28 protein-coding genes and 1 riboswitch are annotated in these 26,839 nt (G+C 58.6%); of the genes, 12 read left to right on the forward strand and 16 right to left on the reverse strand.

Going from position 1 to position 26,839, the window contains the following annotated elements; genetic code table 11:
* Positions 1 to 3: 3 nt before the first annotated feature.
* Positions 4 to 1,866, reverse strand: a complete 1,863-nt coding sequence (locus tag HX855_RS20170; RefSeq protein ID WP_177084183.1) for a DUF1302 domain-containing protein — start codon at positions 1,864 to 1,866, stop codon at positions 4 to 6.
* A gap of 330 nt (positions 1,867 to 2,196) precedes the next feature.
* On the reverse strand, positions 2,197 to 3,879 hold the full coding sequence (locus HX855_RS20175; protein WP_177084184.1) for a fatty acid--CoA ligase: 1,683 nt from the start codon (positions 3,877 to 3,879) through the stop codon (positions 2,197 to 2,199).
* A gap of 292 nt (positions 3,880 to 4,171) precedes the next feature.
* On the opposite strand from HX855_RS20175, the gene HX855_RS20180 reads away from it, so the two are divergent.
* The 3 genes from HX855_RS20180 (at position 4,172) to HX855_RS20190 (ending at position 8,022) form a co-directional block, all read left to right on the forward strand.
* Positions 4,172 to 6,754, forward strand: coding sequence for a pesticin C-terminus-like muramidase (locus HX855_RS20180; RefSeq protein ID WP_177084185.1), 2,583 nt, complete (start codon positions 4,172 to 4,174; stop codon positions 6,752 to 6,754).
* Between the two features lie 14 nt (positions 6,755 to 6,768).
* Positions 6,769 to 7,170 (forward strand): lysozyme inhibitor LprI family protein, encoded by a 402-nt coding sequence (locus HX855_RS20185; protein ID WP_177084186.1) that lies wholly within the window; start codon positions 6,769 to 6,771, stop codon positions 7,168 to 7,170.
* A gap of 132 nt (positions 7,171 to 7,302) precedes the next feature.
* The gene (locus HX855_RS20190) at positions 7,303 to 8,022 is read left to right on the forward strand and encodes a hypothetical protein (RefSeq protein ID WP_177084188.1); all 720 of its coding nucleotides are present in this window, start codon (positions 7,303 to 7,305) and stop codon (positions 8,020 to 8,022) included.
* A gap of 425 nt (positions 8,023 to 8,447) precedes the next feature.
* Here the strand turns inward: HX855_RS20190 and HX855_RS20195 are convergent, their stop codons facing one another.
* Entirely contained in the window at positions 8,448 to 9,080 is a 633-nt protein-coding gene (locus HX855_RS20195) for a LysE family translocator (RefSeq protein WP_010170532.1), read from the reverse strand.
* Positions 9,081 to 9,164: 84 nt separating this feature from the next.
* Here HX855_RS20195 and HX855_RS20200 point away from each other — a divergent pair, with 84 nt between their 5' ends.
* The 3 genes from HX855_RS20200 (at position 9,165) to HX855_RS20210 (ending at position 12,003) form a co-directional block, all read left to right on the forward strand.
* Complete coding sequence (locus HX855_RS20200) at positions 9,165 to 10,130, forward strand: 2-hydroxyacid dehydrogenase (protein ID WP_177084417.1); 966 nt, start codon at positions 9,165 to 9,167, stop codon at positions 10,128 to 10,130.
* Positions 10,131 to 10,160: 30 nt separating this feature from the next.
* Positions 10,161 to 11,159: a class I SAM-dependent methyltransferase gene (locus HX855_RS20205; protein WP_177084190.1), complete on the forward strand. Its 999-nt coding sequence runs from the start codon at positions 10,161 to 10,163 to the stop codon at positions 11,157 to 11,159.
* A 51-nt stretch (positions 11,160 to 11,210) separates the two neighbouring features.
* Positions 11,211 to 11,330: riboswitch (yybP-ykoY riboswitch) on the forward strand.
* 88 nt (positions 11,331 to 11,418) lie between these two features.
* On the forward strand, positions 11,419 to 12,003 hold the full coding sequence (locus HX855_RS20210) for a TMEM165/GDT1 family protein (RefSeq protein ID WP_003216166.1): 585 nt from the start codon (positions 11,419 to 11,421) through the stop codon (positions 12,001 to 12,003).
* 175 nt (positions 12,004 to 12,178) lie between these two features.
* Here HX855_RS20210 and HX855_RS20215 read toward each other — a convergent pair whose 3' ends face one another.
* The 4 genes from HX855_RS20215 to HX855_RS20230 all read right to left on the reverse strand — a co-directional run bounded on the left by HX855_RS20215 (position 12,179) and on the right by HX855_RS20230 (position 14,273).
* Entirely contained in the window at positions 12,179 to 12,997 is an 819-nt protein-coding gene (locus HX855_RS20215; RefSeq protein WP_177084192.1) for a M48 family metallopeptidase, read from the reverse strand.
* Between the two features lie 168 nt (positions 12,998 to 13,165).
* Positions 13,166 to 13,786, reverse strand: a complete 621-nt coding sequence (locus HX855_RS20220) for an SOS response-associated peptidase (RefSeq protein WP_177084194.1) — start codon at positions 13,784 to 13,786, stop codon at positions 13,166 to 13,168.
* Positions 13,787 to 13,822: 36 nt separating this feature from the next.
* Positions 13,823 to 14,083, reverse strand: a complete 261-nt coding sequence (locus HX855_RS20225; protein ID WP_177084197.1) for a putative signal transducing protein — start codon at positions 14,081 to 14,083, stop codon at positions 13,823 to 13,825.
* 10 nt (positions 14,084 to 14,093) lie between these two features.
* The gene (locus HX855_RS20230; protein WP_177084199.1) at positions 14,094 to 14,273 is read right to left on the reverse strand and encodes a CPXCG motif-containing cysteine-rich protein; all 180 of its coding nucleotides are present in this window, start codon (positions 14,271 to 14,273) and stop codon (positions 14,094 to 14,096) included.
* A gap of 144 nt (positions 14,274 to 14,417) precedes the next feature.
* On the opposite strand from HX855_RS20230, the gene HX855_RS20235 reads away from it, so the two are divergent.
* On the forward strand, positions 14,418 to 15,581 hold the full coding sequence (locus HX855_RS20235) for a 1-acyl-sn-glycerol-3-phosphate acyltransferase (RefSeq protein ID WP_177084201.1): 1,164 nt from the start codon (positions 14,418 to 14,420) through the stop codon (positions 15,579 to 15,581).
* 135 nt (positions 15,582 to 15,716) lie between these two features.
* On the opposite strand, the gene HX855_RS20240 is transcribed toward HX855_RS20235, so the two are convergent.
* Positions 15,717 to 15,974 (reverse strand): hypothetical protein, encoded by a 258-nt coding sequence (locus tag HX855_RS20240; RefSeq protein WP_177084203.1) that lies wholly within the window; start codon positions 15,972 to 15,974, stop codon positions 15,717 to 15,719.
* Between the two features lie 181 nt (positions 15,975 to 16,155).
* Here HX855_RS20240 and HX855_RS20245 point away from each other — a divergent pair, with 181 nt between their 5' ends.
* Complete coding sequence (locus HX855_RS20245) at positions 16,156 to 16,365, forward strand: hypothetical protein (RefSeq protein ID WP_177084205.1); 210 nt, start codon at positions 16,156 to 16,158, stop codon at positions 16,363 to 16,365.
* A gap of 143 nt (positions 16,366 to 16,508) precedes the next feature.
* Here HX855_RS20245 and HX855_RS20250 read toward each other — a convergent pair whose 3' ends face one another.
* Complete coding sequence (locus HX855_RS20250; protein ID WP_177084207.1) at positions 16,509 to 17,093, reverse strand: YajG family lipoprotein; 585 nt, start codon at positions 17,091 to 17,093, stop codon at positions 16,509 to 16,511.
* A gap of 184 nt (positions 17,094 to 17,277) precedes the next feature.
* Here HX855_RS20250 and HX855_RS20255 point away from each other — a divergent pair, with 184 nt between their 5' ends.
* Positions 17,278 to 17,511 carry a hypothetical protein gene (locus HX855_RS20255; protein ID WP_177084209.1) on the forward strand — a complete coding sequence of 78 codons (234 nt, stop codon included), beginning with the start codon at positions 17,278 to 17,280 and terminating at the stop codon, positions 17,509 to 17,511.
* 8 nt (positions 17,512 to 17,519) lie between these two features.
* Here the strand turns inward: HX855_RS20255 and HX855_RS20260 are convergent, their stop codons facing one another.
* On the reverse strand, positions 17,520 to 17,840 hold the full coding sequence (locus HX855_RS20260) for a hypothetical protein (RefSeq protein ID WP_177084211.1): 321 nt from the start codon (positions 17,838 to 17,840) through the stop codon (positions 17,520 to 17,522).
* 397 nt (positions 17,841 to 18,237) lie between these two features.
* On the opposite strand from HX855_RS20260, the gene mqo reads away from it, so the two are divergent.
* Positions 18,238 to 19,773: a malate dehydrogenase (quinone) gene (mqo, locus tag HX855_RS20265; RefSeq protein ID WP_177084213.1), complete on the forward strand. Its 1,536-nt coding sequence runs from the start codon at positions 18,238 to 18,240 to the stop codon at positions 19,771 to 19,773.
* Positions 19,774 to 19,876: 103 nt separating this feature from the next.
* Here mqo and HX855_RS20270 read toward each other — a convergent pair whose 3' ends face one another.
* The 4 genes from HX855_RS20270 to HX855_RS20285 form a co-directional block, all read right to left on the reverse strand.
* On the reverse strand, positions 19,877 to 20,164 hold the full coding sequence (locus tag HX855_RS20270; protein WP_177084215.1) for a PA4642 family protein: 288 nt from the start codon (positions 20,162 to 20,164) through the stop codon (positions 19,877 to 19,879).
* A gap of 208 nt (positions 20,165 to 20,372) precedes the next feature.
* On the reverse strand, positions 20,373 to 20,858 hold the full coding sequence (locus HX855_RS20275; RefSeq protein ID WP_177084217.1) for a hypothetical protein: 486 nt from the start codon (positions 20,856 to 20,858) through the stop codon (positions 20,373 to 20,375).
* Positions 20,859 to 20,893: 35 nt separating this feature from the next.
* Positions 20,894 to 21,361, reverse strand: a complete 468-nt coding sequence (locus HX855_RS20280; RefSeq protein WP_177084219.1) for a WbuC family cupin fold metalloprotein — start codon at positions 21,359 to 21,361, stop codon at positions 20,894 to 20,896.
* Positions 21,362 to 21,364: 3 nt separating this feature from the next.
* Complete coding sequence (locus HX855_RS20285) at positions 21,365 to 21,922, reverse strand: hypoxanthine-guanine phosphoribosyltransferase (RefSeq protein WP_177084221.1); 558 nt, start codon at positions 21,920 to 21,922, stop codon at positions 21,365 to 21,367.
* A gap of 165 nt (positions 21,923 to 22,087) precedes the next feature.
* On the opposite strand from HX855_RS20285, the gene upp reads away from it, so the two are divergent.
* Together upp and HX855_RS20295 are read left to right on the forward strand one after the other, a co-directional pair.
* Positions 22,088 to 22,726, forward strand: a complete 639-nt coding sequence (gene upp, locus HX855_RS20290) for a uracil phosphoribosyltransferase (protein ID WP_177084223.1) — start codon at positions 22,088 to 22,090, stop codon at positions 22,724 to 22,726.
* Between the two features lie 2 nt (positions 22,727 to 22,728).
* Positions 22,729 to 24,003 (forward strand): uracil-xanthine permease family protein, encoded by a 1,275-nt coding sequence (locus HX855_RS20295; RefSeq protein ID WP_177084225.1) that lies wholly within the window; start codon positions 22,729 to 22,731, stop codon positions 24,001 to 24,003.
* A 138-nt stretch (positions 24,004 to 24,141) separates the two neighbouring features.
* On the opposite strand, the gene hisC is transcribed toward HX855_RS20295, so the two are convergent.
* Positions 24,142 to 25,194, reverse strand: coding sequence for a histidinol-phosphate transaminase (gene hisC, locus HX855_RS20300; protein WP_177084227.1), 1,053 nt, complete (start codon positions 25,192 to 25,194; stop codon positions 24,142 to 24,144).
* A 3-nt stretch (positions 25,195 to 25,197) separates the two neighbouring features.
* Positions 25,198 to 26,526 (reverse strand): histidinol dehydrogenase, encoded by a 1,329-nt coding sequence (hisD, locus tag HX855_RS20305; RefSeq protein WP_177084229.1) that lies wholly within the window; start codon positions 26,524 to 26,526, stop codon positions 25,198 to 25,200.
* Positions 26,527 to 26,839 lie beyond the last annotated feature (313 nt).

Raw genomic sequence — 26,839 nt, forward strand, 5'->3', positions numbered from 1 at the left:
TGCTTAGAAGTTCACGCCGACGCTTAAGGCGACAAAGTCTCGGTCATCCACAGTGCTGAAATCGCCACCAAAGAAGTTGGTGTAGTTCAGGCTCGCGGTGTAGGTGTTCTGGTATTCGGCATCCAGGCCGAGGCTGACCGCTTTGCGGCCTTCTTCGAAGTTGCCGCCAGGGCCAGGCGAGTAACCTTTGACGTCGTGGGACCAGGCGACGTTAGGCTTGAGGTTGACACCGGCAAACACGTCCGGGTATTCCCAGATGGCCCGGCCGCGGTAACCCCAGGAAGTCGCAGTGGTGAAACCATCGTTGTTGCAGTTGGTATTCAGGCCATTGGCGTTAGGCAGACCGGCGCCCTGGGCCGTGGAGTTGTTGAGCGCAGGGCAGGCGCCATTCGGCAAGGTACCCGGGCCAAACACCGGATCACGTCCGTAACGCACTTTGGATTTGCTCTCCAAGCCACCGACATAGGTCATGCCGACTTCGCCCACCAGCGTGAGGCGGCTGGCGCCCATTACCTGGTCAAAGAAGTGGGTGAAGGTGGTTTGGAGTTGGGTGATCTCCTTGCGGTTGTAACCATGCAGGTCCTGCCCCGGCACCCCTTTCAACAGCGAGGCGTTGCCCAACACCGGGCCGCCCAAAGGCACCACGCCGGCATACAGGATGTCTGTAGAGTTCAACTGCACAGGCGCGTTCGGCCGATAGCTGACCTCGCCGCTCCAAGCCGTCCCCGTAGGCAATGTGGTAGAGAAGCTCAAACCAAAGAGATGGATGTCTTCCGGATACTCCATGAAGTATTGCGAGTTACCCGCCACGACCAAGGGAGCAGCCGTCCCCAAAAAGGGCGCCCTGTTGTAGACCGACTGAGACGCGCCGGTGGCACTGAAAATCGGCGCACGGCTGTGATAGTTCATGTAGTAGGCACCGAACTCGGTGTCCAGCGGCTCAAAGTTGTAATGCATCGCGAAACCGTACTGCCCGCCGTCGCGGGCGTTACGGTTCGGACCGCGGCGCACCAAAACCCCTTCGTCGTTGATGTCCACGCCCAAGCCATTCAAGGTCGGTATAGCGGCCGGGTTGATCGTCGAGCGCTTGTTCAGTACCCGCAAGTTGTCGTTACAGCCCGTCGTAACGATGTCTGGCTGCGAGAAGAACGTGCCGCAGTTATCGGTAACGGTCTTGTCCCAACCAATCTGATAGAAGCCCTCAGCCGACAAGTTATCGGTCAGGGTTTGCGACAGGTAGAACATGTTGACCGGAATCAGGCCTTCCTTGATCTCGGCCCCCGGACGACGGAACGCGGACACGTCAATCGGGTTGATGGCGTTGATGCCGCCACCAATAAAGGTGCTTTCGCCCCAGCTCACTACCTGCTTGCCCAACCGCACGGAACCCGGCTCATCGGCAATCGAGTAGTTGTGGTAGACGAAGGCATCGAGAATCTGCCCGCCCGAAGACCGCGCGCCGGTTGGGCGATGGTCGTTACTGACGTTCTTGAAATCCAGGTCTTCGTTTTGCAGCGCGAAGTCATACCAGTACTTGCCCCGGACAAACACGCCGGTGTCGCCGTATTTCAACTCGAGGTCATGGATACCCTTGAAGATCTTCGAGAAGGCATCACCCTTGTCGAAGTTCAGGTGACCGTCGTCCGAGGTTTGCGACAAGCCCCTGCCGCCGTTGTTGACGCCAATCAGGTCTTTGTTGCGACCAGCAGTCGACCAACTCGCTCCCACCGACAGGGACGAGTCAAAGCTGCCTTCGATTTCACCGATGTTGAAACTGACGCCGAATGCGGGCCCGGCGAGCGTAGAGGCGAGGCTGACGGCCAGAGGCAGTTTCGCCCGGCGCCAGAACTGGTGTGCTGAGATCATCGACGCTACTCCATGTGCATTATTGTTATGGCAGTGAGTCGTTTCTAAGGGCTTGTAACGGCCGGAATACAACGATTCCAATGCCGGGCGAACACATGAACCCGCCAGGTTCACAGCACCGCACCTTGAAAAACTCTGGGATGGACTATAGCCAGCAGGGGGTACCGCTTGATCCCTCTAAAGTGTGATTTGCATCACCAACCCGTCTGCCACAGTCCTTTCGCCATACTGACGAAGGCCAGCGCGGCAAGGATGGCTGAAAATTGGCAAATCACAAGTGAAGGCTTGGAATAGAGCGCTGCCGTGCCCGCGAGGGCACGGCAGGCAGCGTCAGAGGGTAGAGAGGAAGGTGCTGTTGTTGGCCTGCCATTCGATGATGTCGACACGGATACGTTTTTTGTCGAGCTTGCCGACACTGGTCTTGGGAATTTCCGTAACAACGGCAATCTGGCTTGGGATCGCCCACTTGCTCAAGTGGCCCAACTCCACGAACGGCTTGAGATGTTCCTTGAGCTCCTTGGCCCCTATCACATGGCCATCACGCACCACCAACAGCGCAAACGGGCGCTCGCCCCACTGCGGGTCGGCAATCCCCACCACCGCTACTTCGCGTACCGCCGGGTGCCGGCTCACCAGGTCTTCCAGCGCCAGGGAGGAGATCCACTCACCGCCGGTCTTGATCACGTCCTTGATGCGGTCACGAATATCGATCACGCCAAACGCGTCGAGGGTGGCCACGTCGCCGGTGTGCATCCAGCCGCCGGCCCACAACTCGGCCCCCTTTTGCGGCTCGTTGAAATAGCCTTCGCTGAGCCACGGTGCGCGCAATACCAACTCGCCCTGGGACTCACCGTCGGCGGGCAGGAAGTTGCCGTCACCGTCGATGATCGCCGCCTCCACCAGCGGCCCGGGCACGCCGGCCTTGATGCGGTAAGTGGTGCGTTCGTCTTCGGTGCCGGCCATCAGCTCTTCATTGAGGTGGGCACAGGACACCAGCGGCCCGGTCTCGGACATGCCGTACGCCGCCGTCAACTGAATGCCGCGGGCCTTGGACGCTTCATACAGCGAACGATTGAGGGCACTGCCGCCGATCACGATTTTCCAGCCCTTGAAATCCACGCCTTGGCCAGCCTTGGCGTTGAGCACCATTTGCAGGATCGTCGGCACGCAATGGGAGAAGGTGACCTTCTCTTTGCGCCACAGCTCCACGAGGTATTCGGGGTCATAGCGGCCGGGATACACCTGCTTCAATCCGAGCATGGTCGCCACGTACGGCAGGCCCCAGGCGTGTACGTGGAACATCGGGGTGATCGGCATGTAGACGTCATTGGTGCCCAACAGGCGCACGCTGTCGACGCTGCCCATGATGGTCGCCACGCCCATGGTGTGCAGCACCAGCTGGCGGTGGGTGAAGTACACGCCTTTGGGATTGCCCGTGGTGCCGGTGGTGTAGAAGGTGGTGGCGACGGAATTTTCGTCGAAATCCTGAAAGTCATACCGGGGGCTCGCCGCCGCCAGTAAGGTTTCGTACTCACCCACAAGGTTGGGCAGCTCGGCGTTTTTTTCCGCGCCGTCGGTGATCAGCAGGGTCTTCTCGACCGTGGTGAGGTGGCCGGCGATGGCCTGGTAGAGCCCCACAAACTCGCTGTTGACCAGCACAAAGCGGTCCTCGGCGTGGTTCATGGTGTAAAGAATCTGTTCCGGCGACAGGCGCACGTTGATGGTGTGAATCACCGCGCCAATCATCGGGATGGCAAACATACACTCCAGGTAGCGATGGCTGTCCCAGTCCATCACGGCCACGGTGTCACCGGCCTTGACCCCGGCCTCGGTCAACACATTGGCCAGGCGGGCGACGCGCTCGATCAGGGTTGGATAGGTGTAACGCAACTGGTCGCGGTAGACGATTTCCCGGGTCTTCTCGTAGCGTGTCCCGGACATCAACAGGCGTTTGATCAACAGCGGGTATTGGTAGGCGCCTTCGGCGGGCGGGATAACACGAGTCTGCAACATACGAATCCCTTATCTGACTGCACGGTCTTGGCTGAAACATCTGCACTGTAGAGCGCTTATGTTTCAGCCAAATCAGCCAAAGGAATGATTTGCAGAGGCCAATGAATGCTAGCTTTGCGCCAGCATCCGCTGATAGCCCGAGCAATTACGAACAAGAAGCTGCCTTCGCTTAAAGGCGAACCTTCTGACATTCGGCGTGGATATCAACTCTTTACTCTCGGTGGCTTCGTCAATCTAGGGACTTATGGATTTCTCTGGGTTGCCTCCTTGCAAGCCACGAGCGAAGCGCACCATGGCCAACTTGTTCTCTCAGCTATTTAACCTCTTCAGCCCAGACCGGCCGGCACCGATTTATGTGCCGGATGCGCTGCCATTGCCAACGCCGAAGACACCGTTGTTGCAAACAAACGACAACACACCTCAACCGCTAAAAAACTGGAGCCACCCCTTCAAGGACAAAAACAACCCACTGCTGCAATTAACCCAATTGTCCAAGGCTACCGCCGGTTACTACCCATTGGGCCGCAATGGCCTCTGGCACGGCGGGGTGCATTTCGACAGTGGCACCGCTGGCACCCTGGAACAACAGTCCAGCGTGCACTGCCTGGCCGACGGCGAAGTGGTGGCGTATCGCATCGACGAGCACTCGCCGACCACGACCTACTTCGTCAACGAACTGTGCATACCCAAGCCCTTTTCACGCAATTTTGTCTTGGCACGCCATCGTCTCGAAGCACCGAAGATTGCGGGCAGCACGGAGGTTCCTCCCAGCCTGATCTTTTACAGCCTGTACATGCACCTGCAGGATTGGGCGGTTTACCGGGATGACGTCTCTATCCCACGTCCGGCGTTTTGGCCAGACGCAGAGACTCGACGGGTCAAGGCAACCGCAAGAGACGTACATTCCAGATTTCCAGGGGAGCGAGGTCTGAAAGTCTACGGCCAGAAACGCTCGGCCGATGCACTCGTTCTTTTGCCACCGGGCACAGAGGTGAACGTCAGCGGGAGCGGTGAATTTCGGAAGTTAAACAATACCAACGGCCCCGACATTTTGAAAAAAGCCGATGGTTCGCTGCGCGGCTACGTGTCCTCTGAGCATTTGGTCCCCATCGCGGGGGATGAATATCGGGTGGAGGTGAGTTTCACACTCAACGTCCGCGCCGAAGCGAGCGTCCATAGCCAACGTCTTATGCAATTGCCCGACGGCACGGAAGTCACTGTCAGCGGCGAGGGAGAGTTTCGAAAGCTGGAGCGGGTGAATCAGTACGTTCGTTTCGAAGCACTGGAAGGCGCGCGCGAACCGGTGGGGGACCGCATCGTGGTGCTTGACCACCCCATCGCGATCAAGGCTGGTGAGTTGATCGGTCACCTGGGTGAGTATCAAGACAGTGGTGCTGAATATCCGGAAAAGAAGCTGCACCTGGAAGTGTTCAGCGCCGATCGTATGGAAGCGTTCATTGAGGCCAGCCGTGCCTGGGCAAAACGGCTACCTGCCACCGATAACACCTGGCTGAAACTTGCCAAGGGCACCGCGGTGGTGACGCACCAGGAGCGTTTCGGCAGCACGCAGCCACCGTCACTGAGCGCGGCCAGCACACTCAGTGATGCGGACTTATTAGTGCCTAAAAGCTTGATTGATGGCCTATCTGCCGAAAATAAAATCGCGCTCACGGCGACGTCCGACCGAAAAGCCTGCAACTGGTATCGGATTGAAGGGCTGCTCCACGACGTGAACGGCACGTTGCTCAGTGGGTGGGTACGCGAGGAAGTGGGGGTTACTCCTTGGGTTAATCCCTGGTCGTGGGAGGGCTACGACGTCATCTTCAACTACGACTCTCCTCGGCAAGCCCTGGCGTCCTTTTTTCGTGCGGCTAACCGTTTTAGTGAAGAGCAACTCGAACGCCATGGCCGCTTGGCCGACTTTTCGGATACCGGGCCAATGAAGAGTCGCCTGTACGACATCATCGACCGCGACCGTAATGGAAAAATAACCGCTGAAGAGTTGAATGAGGCGATGAAGTTTCCAGCGCACATGCAGTCGCTGTCGCAACTGATCATTCATTACGAAAGCGAGTGGCGGCATGAACCCCATAAGTGGGACGCGCTGGACGAATTGCTGGGCCATAGTGGTTCGACGCCACTGTTGAACTGGTTGGCGGAGAAAGAGCGGATCAAGCAGATCAGTTGGTGGAATGAAGTGGCGCCGGGGGTTGGGTTACCAGCGCATGGGCAGGTTTATCACTTGCATCCGGTTGGGTTGTTGGGTCAGTTTGATTTTAAGAATGATCTGAAAATTATTGCAGGCAAAGTTACTTTTGATGCAGAAGGCAACGACACGCAAGGGTCAATGCACTACAGCAGAGTTGTTCACTGGCCTGGAAATGACTTGTCCGGGGTGACTTTAGGCCGAGGATATGACATGGGAAATCGCACAGCAGTAGAAATTCACACACATATGACAAACGCAGGAATTAGTGATAATGAAGCGAAAAAGCTCTCCCTCGCTCACGGACTTAAAGGCGATGCCGCAAAAGAATTTGTTAGAAAAAACAAAACATCGATTGCAGCGATAAGTATGCACCAACAAATCTCACTGTTTAATATAATTTACCCGGACTATGTAAGGCGTACCATTCTAAACTATGAGAAATGGACCGCCGATGAAGCTGATAGGGTGCCATGGGTAGATCTTGATCCGGCAATACAGGACGTATTAGTAGACTTCGTCTATCAGGGGTTCACTGCTGGGCCGAACCCTATGAGATCTGGAATGCATAACAGTCGATCAACTTTAATTGCATACATTGAAGGCACTCCTGGAATCAAAATGTACGAACCTGGCCGTGGTCGCGCTAACTATTTGAGAAGCAAATGATTAGGAAGTCTATAATGAAAAGAACTTCTTTTATATTACTGCTAGGAGTCTATGGTTTTTGTCATGCAGAGCCTGCGCCTGATGAGCCATGTTCACCTATCAACATGGATAGCCAAGCAGTATACGAATGCTCCAAGTTAAAAGTTAAGAGTGCCGACACTGCAATAAATAAGGCATATAAAGAGCTGAATAAGCAAATAGACTTTGACTACGGTACGGACCCGTTGCTTGGAGAGAAACTTAAAGGCCATATTAAGCAATCGCAAAGAGCATGGATAAAGTTAAGAGATGAGAATTGCACAATTGAGAGCTTTATTATCTCTCCTGAGTCCCAGGCATTTGAGGCGATAAAAAATTATTGTCTTGCTCGGGAGAGTGATAGTCGAAGCGAGTATTTAAAAAGTCTAAAATTTTAGCGCTGTAGAACCTAGTTTCGATAGGACATTGAGATAGGAGGGTGGCTCTCCCAGTGAGAGCTACGGCCACAGAAGGTGACGACTATACGTATATAGCGGAAGTACATCCAGCCCTTATTTGAGCTACTAGACATGATTAAAAAGTACAACTTTGTAGGGTTTGGGCTTCTATTTTTTGTTTATTTTAACGTGGTTGCCGCAGAAGTTATGAGTGGAGATAAGCCTGGCAGTATTGTGCTTCGCGCTGAAGGTGAAGAGGTAGTTTATGACAATATTACGGGTACTCAACATGGGGTCGACAGGAGTCTTGTAGACATTAATGGCAAACCTGCGTTACTGGTTCTATCCAGGGATAGCCTGTATTTTACACTGGCGGTAAAAGGGAGAGAAGTGTTGGTTGATTGTGCTTATTTTGACAAGAGAAATAGCTTAAATGGCGCCAGGATGACCGCCGGTATGTGCGGAGTGGATGTGCCTCTTGTTGATACATATGATGATATTGCGCAACGCTATTCAAACATCTGGAGTGAATCTATTTATTCATTTGACACTAGGAGCCTGCTTAATAGTGGGGCTAGTGAGAAATTCTTTTTAGGGCGAATAGGGAATATTGAGATTTTCGATATGTATCCATCAGCTAGTTCCGTAGAAAACTCATCGCCTCAAAAATTCATCAGGAGCCGCTCTGGTTGCTTTAATTTTGGAGAGGTTGTTGGCTTTCTAGTTTTTGTAAATAAGGACACCCCCAACCTCAAGTATCTTGACATATTACGATCTGAAGAGCCTGTAGTGTTTCAGAGAATGAAGGAAGAGGATCTAAAAAAAATCGCGATAGGAAAATGTGATACATGAAGGGCTTAAGACATTGGTTAAAGTTTTCACTTCGCAAGGAGTTTACCCCTCGTTTAGAGCGTGACGCCAATGCATACTAGGACACATACAGCCGTGATGGATACAATTACATATTTATACCTAGTAGCATTCTAAAATACACTAGCGCCCAGATCTGCGAAACCAATCTTTGAAAAAGCCTTGGCTTCCTTTCATGCGACTAACCGCTTTGGTGGGGAACAATTCGTGCATCACGACCGCTTGGTCGACTTATCGCCCATGACCATATGGAAAAATGACCATTTAAAATTTTAATCTCCCTCCCCGCTTACTTCACCGAGAGGCATTTAGCTCCTAACCTCGGCAGTTCTCAACAAAAACGGCTTTTATAAATATGCTCGGTGGCACATGTATAGATTTTTATATCTTAACTTCTATCTTCCTTCTTATTTCATACTGGTAAACGCCAACTTCACACCAATGGCAATCAGCACCGCGCCCATCGTCCGATCGAACCAATGCCCCATCCGCGCAAAGCCGGCGCGCACGCGTTGCTGGCTGAACAGCATCGCCACCAGGCAAAACCAGATCGCGGTGGCCACGGCCAGGTAAACCCCGTAACCGGCCTGGATCGCCAGCGGCGTATGGGGGTTGATCACCACGGTGAACAGCGACAGGAAGAACAGCGTGGCCTTGGGGTTCAAGCCGTTGGTGACAAATCCCGAGGTAAACGCCCCGCGCGCGGTGCGCTCGCCCACCTCAAGGTGCAGGTCTTCTTCACTGGCAGGTTTGGCCGGCTGGGCGCGCAGGGCCTTGAAGCCGATGTACAGCAGGTAAGCCGCCGCCGCCCATTTCAGCGCGTTGAACAGCACGATGGACTGGGACACGATCAGGCCGATTCCCAGCAGCGAATACCCCACGTGCAGGAAAATCGCCGAGCCGACGCCCAGTGCGGTCCAGGTGCCGGCACGCCGGCCATGGGTCACGCTTTCACGCACCACCACGGCGAAATCCGGGCCAGGGCTGGCCACCGCCAACAGGTGAATCAGTGCCACGGTCAAGAACTCGGTGAGGTACATGCACACTCCAGGAAGTAACTGATTATTTCATCTGATAGGCTCGGCAGATTACGCCTTCGAACCTCGTCGCAAAAGGTACAGTTGATAATGAACAATCGTCGCGCCGTCTTCCTTGACCACCCTTCCCTGGACCTCGGGGACCTGGACCTCAGCGGGTTACGGGCCATCTTCAGCGAACTGAGCTTGCACGAGCAGACCACACCACAAAACGTGGTGGAACGCCTGCAAGGCGCGCAGGTGGCCATCAGCAACAAGATCGCGCTGAACGCCGAGACCCTGGCGGCCTGCCCCGACCTGAAACTGATCCTGGTGACCGCCACCGGCACCAACAACGTCGACCTGGCTGCCGCCCGCGCCCACGGCGTAACCGTGAGCAATTGCCAGGGTTACGGCACGCCGTCGGTGGCGCAGCATACGATCATGCTGCTGCTCAACCTCGTGACGCGCCTGAACGACTACCAACGGGATGTACAGGCGGGGCTCTGGCAAAAAGCCAAGCAGTTCTGCCTGCTGGACCACCCCATCGTCGAACTGGAAGGCAAAACCCTCGGCCTGCTGGGCCATGGCGAACTGGGCGGTGCCGTTGCGCGCCTGGCGGAAGCCTTTGGCATGCGCGTGATTTTGGGCGCAATTCCAGGCCGCCCGGCCCGCGCCGATCGCGTGCCGCTGGACGCGTTGCTGGCCCAGGTCGACGCGCTGACCTTGCACTGCCCGCTCAACGAACACACTCACAACTTTATCGGTGCCCGCGAACTGGCGTTGCTCAAGCCGGGCGCGTTTATCGTCAACACCGCCCGCGGTGGCTTGATCAACGAACAGGCGCTGGCCGATGCCCTGCGCAGCGGCCATCTGGGCGGCGCGGCGACCGATGTATTGAGTGTGGAACCGCCGGTGAACGGCAACCCGCTGCTGGCCGGCGATATCCCTCGCCTGATCGTCACGCCCCACAATGCGTGGGGCAGTCGCGAAGCCCGGCAGCGGATCGTCGGCCAATTGATCGAAAACGCCGAGGGCTTTTTCAGCGGCGCCCCGCTGCGCGTCGTCAGTTGATAAACTGCGCCCCTTTTCAAGGAGCAGACCATGGATCCGCGCAGTGAAGTACTGCTTCGTCAGGCCGAACTTTTTCAAGGCGACGTGCTGCTGGTGGGCTTGCCCGCCGACGACCTGCTGGGCCGCCTGCCCAATGCCCATGGCTGGAGCTGGCACGCCGGCGATCAGGCCGCGCTGGATGTGCGTTTCCCGGAGCGCAGCCAGTTCGGCGTGAACGTACCCGAGCGTTCATTCGAGACGGTGGTGGTGTTCCTGCCCAAGTCCAAGGACCTCACCGACTACCTGCTCAATGCCGTGGCAGCGCGTTTGCCCGGCAAAGAGTTGTACCTGGTGGGGGAAAAGAAAGGCGGCATCGAAAGCGCGGCCAAGCAACTGAACCCGTTCGGCAAACCGCGCAAGCTGGATAACGCGCGGCATTGCCAGTTGTGGTTAGTCACGGTGGCCAACGCTCCCGAGCCGGTAGCGCTGGAAAGCCTGGCCCAGGTGTTCGAAGTGCCGCTGGCGGAAGGGCCACTCAAGGTGGTGAGCCTGCCAGGCGTGTTCAGCCATGGTCGCCTGGACCGCGGCACCGCGCTGTTGCTGGAACACCTGGATAAGCTGCCCAGCGGTCACTTGCTGGATTTCGGTTGTGGTGCGGGCGTACTTGGGGCGGCGGTCAAGCGTCGCTACCCGCATAACACGGTCACGCTGCTCGACGTGGATGCCTTTGCTGCCGCCAGCAGTCGCCTGACATTGGCGGCCAATGGTCTGGAAGCCGAGGTGTTGACCGGTGATGGCATCGACGCTGCGCCGATGAATCTGAACACGATTTTGAGCAACCCGCCGTTCCATGTCGGGGTGCACACCGATTATTTCGCCACGGAGAACCTGCTGCGAAAAGCAGCCAAACATCTGGCAAAAGGCGGCGAACTTCGCCTCGTCGCGAATAGCTTCCTGAAGTACCAACCGCTGATCGAAGAGCATCTTGGCGTGTGTGCAATCAAGGCAGAAGGCCAGGGTTTTCGCATTTACCGTGCCAAGCGCGGCTGAACTCTTTTTCCAAAAGAAGGCTTGCCGAATGGATTTTGCCTAGGCAGAATCCGCTCCGTCCTAGGGGAGTAGTCTCCCACGAGCGCCATGCTCGTCCGGCATACGTCAACATACTTGGTCAACAGACCATGGCGTATGCGACCCAGGAGTCCGCACAGACGGACCGGGGTTTGACAAGACCTATGACACGAACACCTTACCCGGGGCGGGAAGGCTGTACGTGTCATAGCCGTGTCGACCCGCCCCTGGAACTTACCTGATGCTGGATTCTCTGCTCGTCCCTACCGCAATCGTTGCCTTGGCTGAAATTGGCGACAAGACGCAACTGCTCGCGCTCATTCTTGCTGCACGCTTTCGCAAACCCTGGCCGATCATCGCCGGCATCGTCGCCGCGACCCTGGCCAACCATGCGGCCGCCGGTGCCGTGGGGGCCTGGTTCGGGAGTTTCTTCTCGGATGCGGTGCTGCACTGGATCCTCGCGGCGAGTTTCTGTGCCACGGCCCTGTGGACCCTGGTGCCCGACAAACTCGACGATGACGAAGCCAGTACTTCACGCAAGTTCGGGCCCTTCCTGACCACGCTGATCGCGTTCTTCCTCGCGGAAATCGGCGACAAGACCCAGATCGCGACCGTGATGCTCGCGGCGCAATACCCGGAACTGTGGCTGGTGATTATCGGCACCACACTGGGCATGTTGATTGCCAACGTACCGGTGGTGCTGGCGGGGAATTTTGCGGCGGATAAATTACCGCTGACGCTGATTCGTCGACTGGCGGCTACGGCGTTTTTCATCCTGGCCATTGTTGCGGTGTACAAGGCCATGCAGAGCAGCGGCTGGATCTAAACACGACCCCATGTGGGAGCGGGCTTGTGTGGGAGCTGGCTTGTGTGGGAGCTGGCTTGCCTGCGATAGCATCACCTCGGTGCAACTGACACACCGAGGTGCCTGCATCGCGGGCAAGCCCGGCTCCCACACAAGCCGGGCTCCCACATTCAGATTTGCATTTCAGCCTTATAAATCAGGACTTTTTAGCCTGCTGATACAACGGCATCACCTTCGGAATCGCCGCTTGCAACGAGGCGACCCGGCTGCTGGAGGCCGGGTGAGTGCTCATGAATTCAGGTGGCGAGCCTTCCGAGGCCTTGGCCATTTTGTTCCACAGGGTGATCGCTGCATTCGGGTCATAACCGGCACGCGCCGACAGTTCCAGGCCGATCAGGTCCGCTTCGTTTTCATTGCTGCGGCTGTTGGGCAAGGTCATGCCGTAGTTGGCCACGGTGTCGGCCAACGCCAGGCTGTCCTGGCCCAGACCGAACAAGGCACCCGCCCCCTGCTTCGCCATCTCGATACCGTAGGCCTTGGACATGGCTTCGCGGCCGTGTTCACGCAAGGCGTGGGCAATTTCATGCCCCATCACCGCGGCGAGTTCGTCGTCCGTCAGCTTGAGATTGTCGATCAGCGCGCTGTAGACAAAGATCTTGCCGCCAGGCCCGCAGTTGGCGTTCATCTCGTCACTTTTGATCAGGTTCACTTCCCACTTCCACTGGGCCGCATCCGGCCGGAAGGTGGGCGCCTGGGCGATCAGGCGATTGGCAATCGCCTGCACACGCTTGGCGTTGGCGCTGGTCTTGTCCACCAGGCCTTTGCCGCTGGCTTCACCCAGGGTCTGCTGGTAGGACTGCGCATACATCTGGTCGACTTCCTGGCTCGACAACATGCTGAACATGTACTGCTTGCGCTCAACCCCCACGGCGCCGCCGCTGGTGGTGTTGACCGACTGGCAACCGGCGAGCAATACCGCCGCGCCCAATGCCCATACCGCCACTGTCTTTTTCATCAACCTGCTCCCTGAAAACATGGCGCGTATCGTAGTCGGCCAATTGTATCGACGCCAGATACAACAGACGTGCAGCCGTCTATTTTCAGATACATCCCACACTGCCGAAAAATTCACCCCTCCCCCGGATCGGCGCAGCAGCGGCGATTGAATCAATCCGTTCAAGGGTTAACCGGGCGTCAAACACTCCGGCCCGTTGAGCTTCGGGTCGTTGACCATGTTGGCCAGCACCCGCTCGCGCAACGCGCTGGGCTCACTGGCCAGCAATGCCTGCAAGGTGTGCAACGGCGTCTCGGGGTTCAGCCAGGCTTCCTGGCCCGCCGCATCCAGAATGAGCGGCCGGCGCTGGCTCTGCGCAGCCTGGGTGACCACTGCCGTACTCAACCACACCTGTTCCTGCACCGGGTACGCTTCCCAGATCGCCGCAAAGAACAACGTACTGCCCTCCCCCGGCGTCAGCCAGTACGGGCGCTTGCGCTGGGTGCCGCGCCATTCGTAGAACCCGTTGGCTGGCAACAGGCAACGGCGCTGGCGAAAGGCCTCGCGAAACATCGGTTGCTCCGCCAGGGTTTCCGCCCGGGCGTGGGCCGGGGTGCGGGAAAGGTCGGTGAGCCAGGGCGGCGTCAGGCCCCAGCGCGCCCGCGCCAGGGTGTGCTGGCCGTCGCTCAGGCGCTGGATCAGCACCGAATCATTGGGAGAGATGTTCCACTGGGCCTGCTGATCGGCCGGAAAACCCGGCAAGGCAGCAAACGTGGGGTTCCAGCGAAACAGGGCATAACGTCCACACATGGGGCAACACGACTCTTGGAGAAACTGGCCGACAGCCTAACAGACCAACACGTCAGGGAAGCTGTCGGGTTCATCACCCGGCACCGGTTGCGCGCCGTTGTAGGCGGTGATCAGCTCACGGGCATAGGCCGCCTGATCGTTATCCACCGCCAGGGCCAGCAGGCCATAGATCGGCAGTTCACCGGTGCCACCGAGCAAATCGCGCCCCACCAGGTGCGCAGTGATGCCCTCGCTTTCGAGCATGCCCTGCAGCAATTCGCCTTCCATCAGGTTTTCCGGTTCGTAGATTCGCTGCATGGGCGTACCTTTATTCGTTCTCGCTGCGCACTTCAAGCATCCATTCATCGCCGTGAATCTGCAGGATGAAGGTGATGGGCCGGCAGCACACCGGGCAATCCTCAATATAGTGCTGATCGCCCCCGGACAGATCCAGTAAGGCCGTCACTGCCTCCCCACAATAAGGACATTCGTACGACTCCTCTTCCATCGCGGTCTCCCAAGTGACTTGTGCGTATAATCGCCGGTCTATTTACAGGGCTATTTTTCGTCCCGGCCAATTGCCCGGACCACGCCCTGATATTTATTGTTCCAAACCTTTACTTACCCTAGCCGTTTCTAACAAGAGAGCATGATGGGCGAATTCGATACCATCCGACCTTACAACGACAGCGAAGTCCCGGCAGTGCTGGCCCGACTGTTCAGTGACAAGGCCTTTCTGGACATCCTGACCCACTTTCGCTTCCCGCGCTTTGCCGGCGCCTTTGGCTGGCTGCTCAAGCCGATGATCGCCCACAAGCTGCGCCGTGAGTTCGCCGGCGTCACCACCGTGGCTACGCTACAGGACAAAGTCGAATTTTACGTCGACCACACCATCGAGCGAGCGACCGATGGCGTGACGTACACCGGCGTCGAGCAGTTCAAGTCCGGCAGTGCCTACCTGTTCCTGGCCAACCACCGCGACATCGTGATGGACCCGGCCTTCGTCAACTACGCCGTGTACCACGCCGGCCTGCCGACGCCGCGCATCGCCATCGGTGACAACCTGCTGCAAAAGCCGTTTGTCAGCGACCTGATGCGCCTGAACAAGAGTTTTATCGTGCACCGCTCGATCACCGGGCGCAAAGAGAAGATGGCTGCCTATCAGTTGCTGTCGGCTTACATCAACCATTCGATTCGCAACGACTGCCAGTCGATCTGGATCGCCCAGGCCGAAGGCCGCGCCAAGGACGGGGATGACCGCACCGAGTCGGCGATCCTCAAGATGTTCCACATGAGCCGCAAGGACGAGCCGTTCCCCGAGGTCATCCAGTCACTGAACCTGACGCCCGTGTCCATCAGCTACGAGTACGACCCGTGCGACTCAGCCAAGGCCCGCGAGCTGTACATCCGCGCCACCACCGGCACCTACAGCAAGGCGCCGGGTGAAGATGACGTGAGCATTGCCCTGGGCATCACCGGCTACAAGGGCCGGGTGCACGTCAACTTCGCGCCGCCGATCACCGAGGCATTCGAAGACACCAAGCTGTTGGCGATCGAGATGGACCGGCAGATTCTGGGCGGTTATCGGTTATTCCCGGTGCATTACCTGGCATACGCCCAATGGAGCGATGCCGACCCGCAATTGCAGGTGCCCACCGCCGCCGAGGTATTCCCGGCCGATGAGCTGGCCAAGGCAAAAGCAGAGTGGGAGCGGCGACTGAATGCGTGCCCGGCCGAACATCGGCCGTATCTGGTGCTGCAATACGCGACGCCGGTGAGGAATCAGTACCGGGTTAAAGCAGGCATCGCCCTGTAACCCGGTAGCAGCCACAGCGCAAACCGAATGTGGGAGCGGGCTTGCTCGCGAAGGCAGTGGATCAGCCAGTCAGGTATTGACTGACACCGCACTTTCGCGAGCAAGCCCGCTCCCACATTTGTTTTTAGGGTGTTCTTACAACCGAGTACTGAACAACGACACCAGCAACGCCAGCCCAAGACAGACAAAGCCCAGCCGGTAAAACAGGCGGTGGGTGCGTTGCGTCAGCACATCAAGGAACAGCATCGGTTGATCAATAGCCCGCACCTCGCTTTGCGCGGCAAGCCTGGCCATCGCGCGCTGTTCGCGCAGCCGTGTGACAAACAGCAGCCAAGCCGCCGGACAGGCCAACAACAGGGCAAGGGAATTGAGCAGTAGTGCGGTCAGCGACATCGCAAACCTCGATGTATCAGTGTCTTGGTATCAGCTCAGATACAAACCTGAACGATATGCGCCGCCTGCGCGTCATTGCTCCTTCCCCATTGGTGGCTAATGTATCCAGTAATTTACACCGTCACCTGAACGTCACCTTAACAAGCCACTCTGTTGCCCTTCGAAAGCCCGGGAGCTTGTCATGTTGCACGCGCAGAACCAGGATCGGTTGTATCTGATTGCCCCCAGCGACGAGCAAGAGGCGCTGATCGGCGGCCTTGCGTTCAATGTGCAGGACCGCCACTGGCTGGTGTATTGCGCCCTCGGCGGGCATCAGCATGCCGACCTGCCGGAGCTGGATTTGCTGACGGGTGTGAGTGTGCTGGACTTTTATGTCGAAACGGCTGCATGAATGCTACAGGCGTAAAAAAGCCGGGCTCATCACTGAGTCCGGCTTTTTTGTGGGAGCGGGCTTGCTCGCGAAAAACGCCAGCCCGCCGCGTTACTTCTGGATGGGCGCGTTATCGCTAACGACCATCACGAGCAAACTTGCTCCTACTGCGAGCTGAGCAGCGAACCGATGCTCGGGTCCTTGAACAGGCGCGTCAGGGCATCGCTCAACACATCGCTGACCAGCTTGGTGTTGGTTTCCTGGTTCGGCGCCATGCCGAAGCGCTGGTTCAGGGACGCGCCGTAACGGCCGCTGTAGCGACGGGTACCGGCGGTCACGTCGGACTTGAAGGTCGCACCGATGGCGGCTTCAGTCACGTACAGACCTTCCTTGGGCGACTGATACTTCAGCTCGGCCAGGGTAATGGTCAGTTGGGGAGCACCTGGCGAGTTGGCCGGGGTGAAGCCCAACAGGCGCACAGCCGCTTCGGCCTGGGCTTGCAGCTTGGGCAGCACGTCGGCACCGGTCACGGTGATGGCGCTGGTTTCAGGGTACAGGCCACCGCGGGTCCCGAGGGTCGGCGACGGACGCCCGTCCACCACCCGCACCGACACCGGCTGGCCATGGCCAACAGGCGCCAACTGGGTGGTGATTTTCGGTTCCGGGCTGAGTTGTTGCGGGCTGTTGGCGCAGCCAACCAGGGTCAAACTGGTCACAGTGATCAAACCGAACAACAGGCGTTGCAACATACTCATTTCTCCAGGACTAGATGCAAACAGGGCGCCAGTATAACGGCGAGCGCTCGCCACTCACCAGATTTCCTGAATGGCAGCTGAACTGTCGGCGAAATTACAATTTTCACACAGAACCGTCACCTCAATGTCATGGCAGACTGCCAATCTTCGCAGCATGTAACGAACCAGGTACAAAGCCATGCGCCTTCTCAAATCGTTGTTCTTTTCCCACGCCAGTCATCGCCACTTTGCCCTGCTCGATGCCCATGGCTGCTGCCAGGCCTTCAAGCAGTGCAGCCTGCCACCCGTCGGCGAAGGCTGGGTCGAAGTCGAAGAGACTCGCCTGAGCTGGATGCACCGCCCACTGCCCGCCAGCGCCCGGGTCAGCCCGCGGGTTTCGCAGCCACAGCCACGGCACGCGTTGGTCTCCTGACCAGAGTGCTAATAAAAGTCATTAAACACGTCCATTTGCGCGCATTTCTTCGCTACAATCTCCCCCCGATTATAAGGACGTCTCCTGATCGGGCCTCGCAGCATCGCTAATGCCCTGGTATTAGCTCCCCGCACCGCCCACAGAGAGCCGCCCACACAGATCGAGTGAAGCTGGCGAGCTTGCTGTTTTCCCTGCAAACCATCGTCTTTACCCGAATCTGCCAGAGCTGCCATGCGCTCGGCCACTTGAGTTGTTTGCCCGTTATGCCGCTTGCCGGCAGTGATTTCGGGCCAGGTGCCAGGCTGGGGCAGCCCTTTTTTGAGGTTCACGTCTTCAAAAGAGCGTGAAAAAAACGGGTTTTCACAACTTCACAAGAGTGTGGCGAGCAAATGAATAGTTTGGCGTTTGTACAAGCACCATCAGCGTCTGGAACAGCCCCACCACACAGGACCGAGCACTCCTCAAGAACCGGAGCTTGAAGCCTGTCCGCTACGGATTTGGTTGCACGACCGGACGAACTTGACCATAAGTCGAATTGCCACAGGTGCCCTTAAATGCGTTCATACGCACATCAGGCCCGGCCGGCAGCGTCCGCTTGCGATAAATTGCGAAGAATCGGACATGGCGATCCTGGCCATGGGTAACCTGGGGCATCACGTGAACCGCCCCGTCACTCCTGGCAGCCATGCCGTCAATTTGGTGCTGCAGATTTTGGAGACGCGTTAAATGGCGCATAACGAAGCAGTCGACGTAGTACTGGTAGGTGCGGGCATCATGAGTGCCACCCTCGCCGTACTGCTCAAAGAGCTCGACCCCGGCCTCACGCTGGAAGTCGTTGAGCTGATGGATTCGGGTGCCGCGGAAAGTTCCAACCCGTGGAACAACGCCGGTACCGGCCACGCCGGGCTGTGTGAGCTGAACTACACACCGCAGGCGGGCGATGGCTCCATCGACATCAAGAAAGCCGTGCACATCAACACCCAATTCGAGGTGTCGAAGCAGTTCTGGGCTTACTTGACCAAGAAAGGCACCTTTGGCTCATCCAAGTCCTTTATCAGCCCTGTGCCGCACCTGAGCTTCGTGCAGGGCGAAAAAGGCGTGTCGTTCCTCAAGAAGCGCTTTGAAACCCTCAGCCAGCACCACGCGTTCTCGGACATGCACTACACCGAAGACCGCAGCGAGATGGCCGAGTGGATGCCGCTGATGATGCCCGGCCGCCCGCTGGACGAAAAAATCGCGGCCACCCGCGTGATGAACGGTACCGACGTCAACTTCGGCGCCCTGACCAACCAGTTGCTGTCACACCTGACCAGCGCACCGGATGCCCAGGTCAAGTACAGCAAGCGCGTCACCGGCCTCAAGCGCAACGGCGCCGGCTGGACCGTGAGCATCAAGGACGTCAACAGCGGTAACTCCCGTGACGTGGACGCCAAGTTCGTCTTCCTCGGCGCCGGTGGCGCGGCCCTGCCGCTGCTGCAAGCGTCGGGCATCGAAGAAAGCAAAGGCTTCGGCGGCTTCCCGGTCAGCGGCCAGTGGCTGCGTTGCGACAACCCGGAAGTGGTCAAGCACCACCAGGCCAAGGTCTACAGCCAGGCGGCCGTGGGTTCGCCACCGATGTCGGTGCCGCACCTCGACACCCGTGTGGTCGACGGCAAGAAGTCCCTGCTGTTCGGGCCATACGCCGGTTTCACCACCAAGTTCCTCAAGCATGGCTCGTTCCTTGACCTGCCGATGTCGATTCGTGCCGGCAACATCGGCCCGATGCTGGCCGTCGCCCGGGACAACATGGACCTGACCAAGTACCTGGTCAGCGAAGTGCGCCAGTCCATGGAGCAACGCCTGGAATCCTTGCGCCGCTTCTACCCTGAAGCGAAGGCCGAAGACTGGCGCCTGGAAGTGGCCGGCCAACGGGTGCAGATCATCAAGAAAGACCCGAAGAAAGGCGGCGTGCTGCAATTCGGTACCGAACTGGTTGCGGCCAAGGATGGTTCGTTGGCGGCCCTGCTGGGCGCGTCCCCGGGCGCTTCGGTAACAGTATCGATCATGCTGGAACTGATCGAACGCTGCTTCCCGGAAAAAACCGCCGGTGAGTGGGCGACCAAGTTGCACGAAATCTTCCCGGCTCGGGAAAAGGTCCTGGAGACCGATGCGGATCTGTATCACAAGATCAATACGCAGAACAACATCAGCCTGGAACTGGTTGATGCAGGAGCGAGCTCGCTCGCGAAAAACGTTAACGATGATGCAGCGCGCCTGGTTTAACGCGCCATCCTCAGGTTCTTCGCGAGCAAGCTCGCTCCTACAGTAACAAACAAAAACGCCCCGCTCTCATGATGAGAACGGGGCGTTTTTTTGTCCGCAACAATCAGCCGCGGGCTTGTTCGATCAACGCGATGTACTCGGCGGCGTTGCGCTGGTCCTTGATCACGTCAACGAAGGTCAGGCCATGCTCGTCCTTGCCGTCGAGGTCCAGGCCGGCTTCCTTGAAAAAAACCAGGAAGCGCTCGAAGTCGTCGATGCGCAGGCCACGGTAGGCCTTGATCAGTTTGTGCAGGGACGGCGAAGTGGCGTCTACCGGTTCGAAATCCAGGAACAGCTTGATTTGCTCGTCGCCGATTTCATCACCAATCAGCTGTTTCTTATCTTTACGCATTACCGACTCCAGCCTGCAGACATTTACACGGGAAAAGCAGTTTACCTGCGGCACAGCGGCTTCGAAAGCTACACGGACCAATGTGGGAGCCGGCTTGCCTGCGATAACGATTTGTCAGTGATAGAGAGGCTGACTGACCCAACGCTATCGTAGGCAAGCCAGCTCCCACATTGACTGTATTGACAGGGCCGAATCCGCGTCAGCTTGATTATTTGGCGCGCACCGCCCCGGTGTGCAGATCGGCCCAGATATGGCCATTGGCATAGCTGAGGAACTGCACATAGACGGTGTCGTTGCGCAGCAAATCGACGATGACGCGGTACTGGGTCACCGGGTACGACAACGTGAGGGTTTTGCTTTTATCGTCGAACACCGGCTTTTTCAGGCTTTTGCTTTCGGCATCAAAGTTGAGGATCACCTGGGCGATGGTTGCCCCCTTGTTCAGGGATTTGCCCTTGAGGCGAATCATCAACGGCGACGTCACCGGGATCGGTTGCTGGGTGGATTGACGCTGGTTGCCCACCACCACCGAATACTCGGTGACTTGCAGCAGCTGCTGCTGGTCCGGTGTTTCGGCTCGCAGGGTCAGGTCGTCGGGGGGCAGGAATTGGCTGTGCAACGGCGCCGGAGCCGCCGCCAGGGGCAAACTGAGGGTCAGCGCCAGTACGGCGCAACTGCGGATCAAAAAGCGCATGGGCCGCTCCGTGGAAGATGGCCCAGCACTTTAGCTCAATCGAACTGGGCAAGCATCCAGCGCTGATACTCAGCCACGCCGGCATCCCCTTCACGGGGCGCCCACGCTGCCAACTCGTTCTCGCCCACCGGCCGATACGGCCCGGCCTTGCATTCGAACATCAAGGTATCGGGCTCCAGCACCACCAGGCCGTGAAACACGCCTGGCGGCAAGTCGACGCCGGGGCACTCACCGCCGGCCTGCATCACGCGCTTGGCCAGGACCTCGCCGGTCTCGCTGAAAATCAGCAAGCCCAGGCTGCCCTTGAGCACCAACAGGGTTTCCGCCTTGTCGGCGCTCAAGTGGCGATGAGGCGGTACATACGTGTTTGGCTGCATGCCAACGGCCATACGATGGCAAGGCTCTTCCATCTGGTGGAAGTTGTGATGGTGCCGGCCGCGAGGGCTGCCAGCCGCTTTCTCGGCCAGTTCGGTGAACAACGCTTGGTCAAGAAAGCTGGCCATTGATTACATTCCTTTAACGGCGTAAATCCCGTTGGCGTTGCGCCAGTAGCCTTTGTAGTCCATGCCGTAACCGAAGATGTAACGGTCGATGCACGGCAGGCCGACGTAATCGGCTTTCAGGTCCGGACGGGCCTTGCGGTCGTGGTCCTTGTCGATCAGCACGGCGGTGTGCACGTTGCGCGCGCCGGCGTGTTTGCAGAAGTCGATGATCGCGCCCAGGGTGTGCCCTTCGTCGAGAATGTCATCGATGATCAGCACGTCGCGGTCGATGAACGAGACTTCCGGCTTGGCTTTCCAGAACAGGTCGCCGCCGCTGGTTTCATTGCGATAGCGGGTGGCGTGCAAGTAGGACGCTTCCAACGGGAACTGCAGATGAGTGAGCAATTTGCCGGCGAAAATCAGGCCACCGTTCATCACGCAAAAGACCACCGGGTTGGTGTCGGCCATTTCGCGGGAGATGTGCGCGCCGACCTTGGCGATGGCCTCTTCGACTTGCGCTTCGGTGTACAGGCAGTCAGCCTCGCGCATGATTTGACGGATATGCTCGAGATCAGCGGACATGGCGCTCTCCAAGGGGGGTGCTGTGGCAAGAAAAGCGGGCAAAGGTACGCATGTGAGGCGCAACGTTCAAGCCTTAATGGACTAACGTACTAGATGTCTATAGGACAACACCCTCGGATAGATTAATCTAGGCCGGTTTTTTTGCCCGCCGCCGGAGCCTTTCCCATGCCCACTCGCGAGATCCGCCACCCGCTGATCCGACACAAACTCGGCCTTATGCGCCGTGCCGACATTAGCACGAAGAATTTCCGTGAGCTTGCTCAGGAAGTCGGAGCGCTGCTCACTTACGAGGCCACCAAAGATTTGCCCCTGGAAAGCTACGAGATCCCGGGTTGGGCCGGTCCCGTCCAGGTCGAGAAAATCGCCGGCAAGAAGATTACCGTGGTGCCGATCCTGCGCGCCGGTATCGGCATGCTCGAAGGCGTGCTCAGCCTGATCCCGGGCGCAAAAGTCAGCGCCGTGGGCGTGGCCCGCAATGAAGAAACACTGCAGGCCCACACCTACCTGGAAAAACTGGTACCGGAAATCGACGAGCGCCTGGCGATGATCATCGACCCCATGCTCGCCACCGGCAGCTCCATGGTTGCCACCATCGACCTGCTGAAAAAAGCCGGCTGCAAGGACATTCGCGCCATGGTGCTGGTGGCCGCTCCCGAAGGCATCGCCGCCGTCGAGAAAGCCCACCCGGACGTGCTGATCTACACCGCGTCCATTGATGAGCGCCTGAATGAACACGGCTACATCATCCCGGGCCTGGGCGATGCCGGCGACAAGATCTTCGGTACCAAGCAGAAGGACGCGTGACCATGCAGGATGAATTCAACGACCCGCTTTGGCGCCAGATCCTGTCTGGCGCACAGATGCTCTTCGTAGCATTTGGCGCGCTGGTGTTGATGCCGCTGATCACCGGTCTCGATCCAAACGTCGCCCTGTTTACCGCAGGCTTGGGCACCTTGTTGTTCCAAGTGGTCACCGGGCGCCAAGTGCCGGTGTTCCTGGCGTCGAGCTTTGCGTTTATCACCCCGATCATTCTCGCCAAGCAGCAGTTCGGCCTGGCGGCAACCATGGGTGGGGTGATGGCGGCCGGTTTCGTTTACACCTTCCTCGGCGCTGCGGTGAAGATCAAGGGCACTGGTTTTATCGACCGGCTGCTGCCGCCGGTGGTGATCGGGCCGGTGATTATTTCCATCGGCCTGGCCATGGCGCCGATTGCCGCCAACATGGCCATGGGCAAAGGGGGCGACGGTGCCGAACTGATCCCCTACAAGACGGCCATGCTGATCTCGATGCCGGCGCTCCTGACCACGTTGATCGTGGCGGTGTTCGGCAGAGGCATTTTCCGCCTGGTGCCGATCATCTCCGGCGTGCTGGTGGGTTTTGCAATGGCGTTCTACTTCGGTGTGGTGGATACCGCGAAGATCGCCGCCGCACCGTGGCTCGCCCTGCCCCACTTCACCGCGCCGGAATTCAACTGGCAAGCGATCCTGTTTATCCTCCCGGTGGCGCTGGCCCCGGCGATTGAACATATCGGTGGTGTGATTGCAGTGGGCAGCGTGACCGGCCGCGATTACCTGAAGAAGCCCGGCCTGCACCGCACCCTGCTGGGCGATGGCATCGCCACCACCGCTGCCGGCCTGTTCGGCGGCCCGCCCAACACGACCTACGCGGAAGTGACCGGCGCGGTGATGCTGACCAAGAACTACAACCCGAAGATCATGACCTGGGCGGCCGTATTTGCCATCAGCCTGGCGTTTATCGGCAAGTTCGGCGCGCTGCTGCAGAGCATTCCAATCCCGGTGATGGGCGGGATCCTGTGCCTGCTGTTCGGCTCGATTGCCGCGGTGGGGATGAACACCCTGATCCGTCACAAGATCGACCTCGGCGAAGCGCGCAATCTGGTGATTGTGTCGGTGACCCTGGTGTTCGGGATTGGCGGTGTGCTGGTGGGCACCGGCACCGGCCCGAATGACTTTGGCCTGAAGGGCATCGCCCTGTGTGCGGTGGTAGCGATTGCATTGAATCTGCTGCTGCCGGGCAATGACGGCTGGAAGCACAAGAAGCCGGATGAGCCGTTGCTGTAAGGCTTTAGCTTTTTGGTGTTGCTGATGGCCTCATCGCGGACAAGCCCGGCTCCCACATTGGAATGCATTGTCAGAAAGAATGCAGTCCCCTGTGGGAGCCGGGCTTGCCCGCGATGGCGCCGGTTCAGTCAATAAAGATTACAGCTCACCCAACGCATCAATCAGCGCCTGGTTCTGCTCAGGCGTGCCGATGCTGATCCGCAGGAACTGGGCAATCCGCTCCTGCCTGAAGTGCCGCACAATCACCCCTTGCTCCCGCACCTTGGCCGCCAGCCCGGCGGCGTCGTGCCGTGGGTGACGGGCAAAGATGAAGTTGGCTGCAGACGGCAGCACCTCAAAACCTTTGGCCTGCAACTGCGCCACCAGCGTTTCGCGGCTGTCGATCACCCGCTGGCACGTCTTCTGGAAGTACTCGCGGTCTTCAAATGCAGCGGCCGCGCCGGCAATCGCCAGGCGGTCCACAGGGTAGGAGTTGAAGCTGTTCTTGACCCGCTCCAGCGCCTCGATCAGGTCCGGATGGCCCACGGCCAGGCCTACCCGCAAACCGGCCAGGGAGCGCGACTTGGACAGGGTTTGGGTCACCAGCAGGTTCGGATAACGGTCCACCAGGCTGATGGCGGTTTCACCGCCGAAGTCGATATACGCCTCATCCACCACCACCACCGAGTCCGGGCTGGCCTTGAGGATCTGCTCCACGGCATCCAGCGCCATCAGGCAACCGGTCGGCGCGTTCGGGTTAGGGAAAATGATCCCGCCGTTGGGCCTGGCGTAGTCCGACACGCGGATCTGGAACTGCTCGTCCAGCGGCACGGCGTCAAACGCAATGCGGTACAGGCCGCAGTACACCGGGTAGAAGCTGTAGCTGATGTCCGGGAACAACAGCGGCAGGTCGTGCTGGAACAAACCGTGGAAGATGTGGGCCAGGACTTCATCGGAACCGTTGCCGAGGAACACTTTGCCCGCGTCGATTGCGTAATACTTCGCCACTGCTTGCTTGAGCAGGTCGCTGTTGGGGTCCGGGTACAAACGCAGGTTGTCGTTCAGCTCGGCTTGCATGGCGGCCAGCGCCTTGGGCGACGGGCCGTAGGGGTTTTCATTGGTATTGAGCTTCACCAGCTTGGTCAGCTTCGGTTGCTCACCGGGCACGTAAGGAACGAGATCCTTGACGAGCGGGCTCCAGAATTTGCTCATGTTTCAGTTCCCCTGCGGCTTGTCGTCAACGATGCGGTATTCGGCACTGCGGGCGTGGGCGGTCAGCGACTCGCCACGGGCCAGCACGGAAGCGGTCTTGCCCAACTCCGACGCGCCCTGGGGCGAGCAGAAGATGATCGACGAACGCTTCTGGAAGTCATACACACCCAGCGGCGAGGAGAACCGCGCCGTGCCCGACGTCGGCAACACGTGGTTGGGACCTGCGCAGTAGTCGCCCAGGGCTTCGCTGGTGTGGCGGCCCATGAAGATCGCGCCGGCGTGACGAATCAGCGGCAGCCAGGCTTGTGGGTCGGCCACGGACAACTCCAGGTGTTCAGGGGCGATGCGGTTGGCCACTTCGATGGCGTGTTCCATGTCGCGCACCTGGATCAGGGCGCCACGCCCATTGATCGACTTCTCGATGATCTCGGCGCGCTCCATGGTTGGCAGCAGCTTGGCGATGCTCGCGGCCACCTTGTCCAGGAATTCGGCGTCCGGGCTGACCAGGATCGCCTGGGCGTCTTCGTCGTGCTCGGCCTGGGAGAACAGGTCCATGGCGATCCAGTCCGGGTCGGTCTGGCCGTCACACACCACGAGGATTTCCGAAGGACCGGCGATCATGTCGATGCCGACCTGGCCAAACACGTGGCGCTTGGCCGTGGCCACGTAGATGTTGCCCGGGCCCACCACCTTGTCGACCTTCGGCACGCTTTCAGTGCCGTAGGCCAGGGCCGCTACCGCTTGGGCACCGCCGATGGTGAACACGCGGTCAACGCCGGCAATACAGGCGGCGGCCAGCACCAACTCGTTGATTTCGCCACGCGGCGTAGGCACCACCATGACCACTTCGGTCACGCCGGCCACCTTGGCCGGAATCGCGTTCATCAACACCGAGGACGGGTACGAGGCTTTACCACCCGGCACGTACAGGCCGGCGCGGTCCAGCGGCGTGACCTTCTGGCCCAGCACGGTGCCGTCGGCCTCGGTGTAGCTCCAGGAGTCCTGTTTCTGTTTCTCGTGGTAGCTGCGCACCCGCGCGGCCGCCACTTCCAGGGCTTCACGCTGGGGCGCGGTGATGCGGGTCAGGGCCAGTTCCAGGCGTTCGCGGGGCAGGATCAGGTCGGCCATGGAGGCGACGTCCAGGCCATCGAACTGCCGGGTGAAATCCACCAGCGCCGCATCACCGCGCTCGCGCACGGCCTTGATGATGTCGAGCACCCGCTGATTGACCGAGTCGTCGGACACGCTTTCCCAGCTCAGCAGATGATCCAGATGATGGGCGAAATCCGGGTCGGCAGCGTTGAGTCGGGCAATTGCAGTGGACGTGGTCATAGCGAGGGCCTCAATAGAATTGGCAAAAACTCAGGCGCCCGAAGGTGCGCTGACGTTCAATAACGAAGCGCGTTGGTACTGTGGTTGTGCCAGGCAAGGCGCGGGACGCTGGCAAGGGTTGTTTCCTTACCCAGTCCCGCAACGCAGCATGGCGCGACCACAGTGCCAACCCGCAGGGCCTTACCTCAAAAGGCAGGCTGCTACGCGTCGCTAATTATTGAAAAAGAATCTTCTACTAACATAACTTGCCTTTTGGGGTAAGGCGCGATTCGTTATTGAACGTCAGCGCACCTTCCCAGCAGTCGTTTCCGCT

The organism is Pseudomonas sp. IPO3778, assembly GCF_013386825.1.
Taxonomy (GTDB): Bacteria; Pseudomonadota; Gammaproteobacteria; order Pseudomonadales; family Pseudomonadaceae; genus Aquipseudomonas.

Bases quoted from the DNA above. Each gene is read 5' to 3' on its own strand.
- HX855_RS20170 (WP_177084183.1), bottom strand. From the start codon at position 1,866: ATGATCTCAGCACACCAGTTCTGGCGCCGGGCGAAACTGCCTCTGGCC.
- HX855_RS20175 (WP_177084184.1), bottom strand. From the start codon at position 3,879: ATGTTGCAGACTCGTGTTATCCCGCCCGCCGAAGGCGCCTACCAATAC.
- HX855_RS20180 (WP_177084185.1), top strand. From the start codon at position 4,172: ATGGCCAACTTGTTCTCTCAGCTATTTAACCTCTTCAGCCCAGACCGG.
- HX855_RS20185 (WP_177084186.1), top strand. From the start codon at position 6,769: ATGAAAAGAACTTCTTTTATATTACTGCTAGGAGTCTATGGTTTTTGT.
- HX855_RS20190 (WP_177084188.1), top strand. From the start codon at position 7,303: ATGATTAAAAAGTACAACTTTGTAGGGTTTGGGCTTCTATTTTTTGTT.
- HX855_RS20195 (WP_010170532.1), bottom strand. From the start codon at position 9,080: ATGTACCTCACCGAGTTCTTGACCGTGGCACTGATTCACCTGTTGGCG.
- HX855_RS20205 (WP_177084190.1), top strand. From the start codon at position 10,161: ATGGATCCGCGCAGTGAAGTACTGCTTCGTCAGGCCGAACTTTTTCAA.
- HX855_RS20210 (WP_003216166.1), top strand. From the start codon at position 11,419: ATGCTGGATTCTCTGCTCGTCCCTACCGCAATCGTTGCCTTGGCTGAA.
- HX855_RS20215 (WP_177084192.1), bottom strand. From the start codon at position 12,997: ATGAAAAAGACAGTGGCGGTATGGGCATTGGGCGCGGCGGTATTGCTC.
- HX855_RS20220 (WP_177084194.1), bottom strand. From the start codon at position 13,786: ATGTGTGGACGTTATGCCCTGTTTCGCTGGAACCCCACGTTTGCTGCC.
- HX855_RS20225 (WP_177084197.1), bottom strand. From the start codon at position 14,083: ATGCAGCGAATCTACGAACCGGAAAACCTGATGGAAGGCGAATTGCTG.
- HX855_RS20230 (WP_177084199.1), bottom strand. From the start codon at position 14,273: ATGGAAGAGGAGTCGTACGAATGTCCTTATTGTGGGGAGGCAGTGACG.
- HX855_RS20235 (WP_177084201.1), top strand. From the start codon at position 14,418: ATGGGCGAATTCGATACCATCCGACCTTACAACGACAGCGAAGTCCCG.
- HX855_RS20240 (WP_177084203.1), bottom strand. From the start codon at position 15,974: ATGTCGCTGACCGCACTACTGCTCAATTCCCTTGCCCTGTTGTTGGCC.
- HX855_RS20245 (WP_177084205.1), top strand. From the start codon at position 16,156: ATGTTGCACGCGCAGAACCAGGATCGGTTGTATCTGATTGCCCCCAGC.
- HX855_RS20250 (WP_177084207.1), bottom strand. From the start codon at position 17,093: ATGTTGCAACGCCTGTTGTTCGGTTTGATCACTGTGACCAGTTTGACC.
- HX855_RS20255 (WP_177084209.1), top strand. From the start codon at position 17,278: ATGCGCCTTCTCAAATCGTTGTTCTTTTCCCACGCCAGTCATCGCCAC.
- mqo (WP_177084213.1), top strand. From the start codon at position 18,238: ATGGCGCATAACGAAGCAGTCGACGTAGTACTGGTAGGTGCGGGCATC.
- HX855_RS20270 (WP_177084215.1), bottom strand. From the start codon at position 20,164: ATGCGTAAAGATAAGAAACAGCTGATTGGTGATGAAATCGGCGACGAG.
- HX855_RS20275 (WP_177084217.1), bottom strand. From the start codon at position 20,858: ATGCGCTTTTTGATCCGCAGTTGCGCCGTACTGGCGCTGACCCTCAGT.
- HX855_RS20280 (WP_177084219.1), bottom strand. From the start codon at position 21,361: ATGGCCAGCTTTCTTGACCAAGCGTTGTTCACCGAACTGGCCGAGAAA.
- HX855_RS20285 (WP_177084221.1), bottom strand. From the start codon at position 21,922: ATGTCCGCTGATCTCGAGCATATCCGTCAAATCATGCGCGAGGCTGAC.
- upp (WP_177084223.1), top strand. From the start codon at position 22,088: ATGCCCACTCGCGAGATCCGCCACCCGCTGATCCGACACAAACTCGGC.
- HX855_RS20295 (WP_177084225.1), top strand. From the start codon at position 22,729: ATGCAGGATGAATTCAACGACCCGCTTTGGCGCCAGATCCTGTCTGGC.
- hisC (WP_177084227.1), bottom strand. From the start codon at position 25,194: ATGAGCAAATTCTGGAGCCCGCTCGTCAAGGATCTCGTTCCTTACGTG.
- hisD (WP_177084229.1), bottom strand. From the start codon at position 26,526: ATGACCACGTCCACTGCAATTGCCCGACTCAACGCTGCCGACCCGGAT.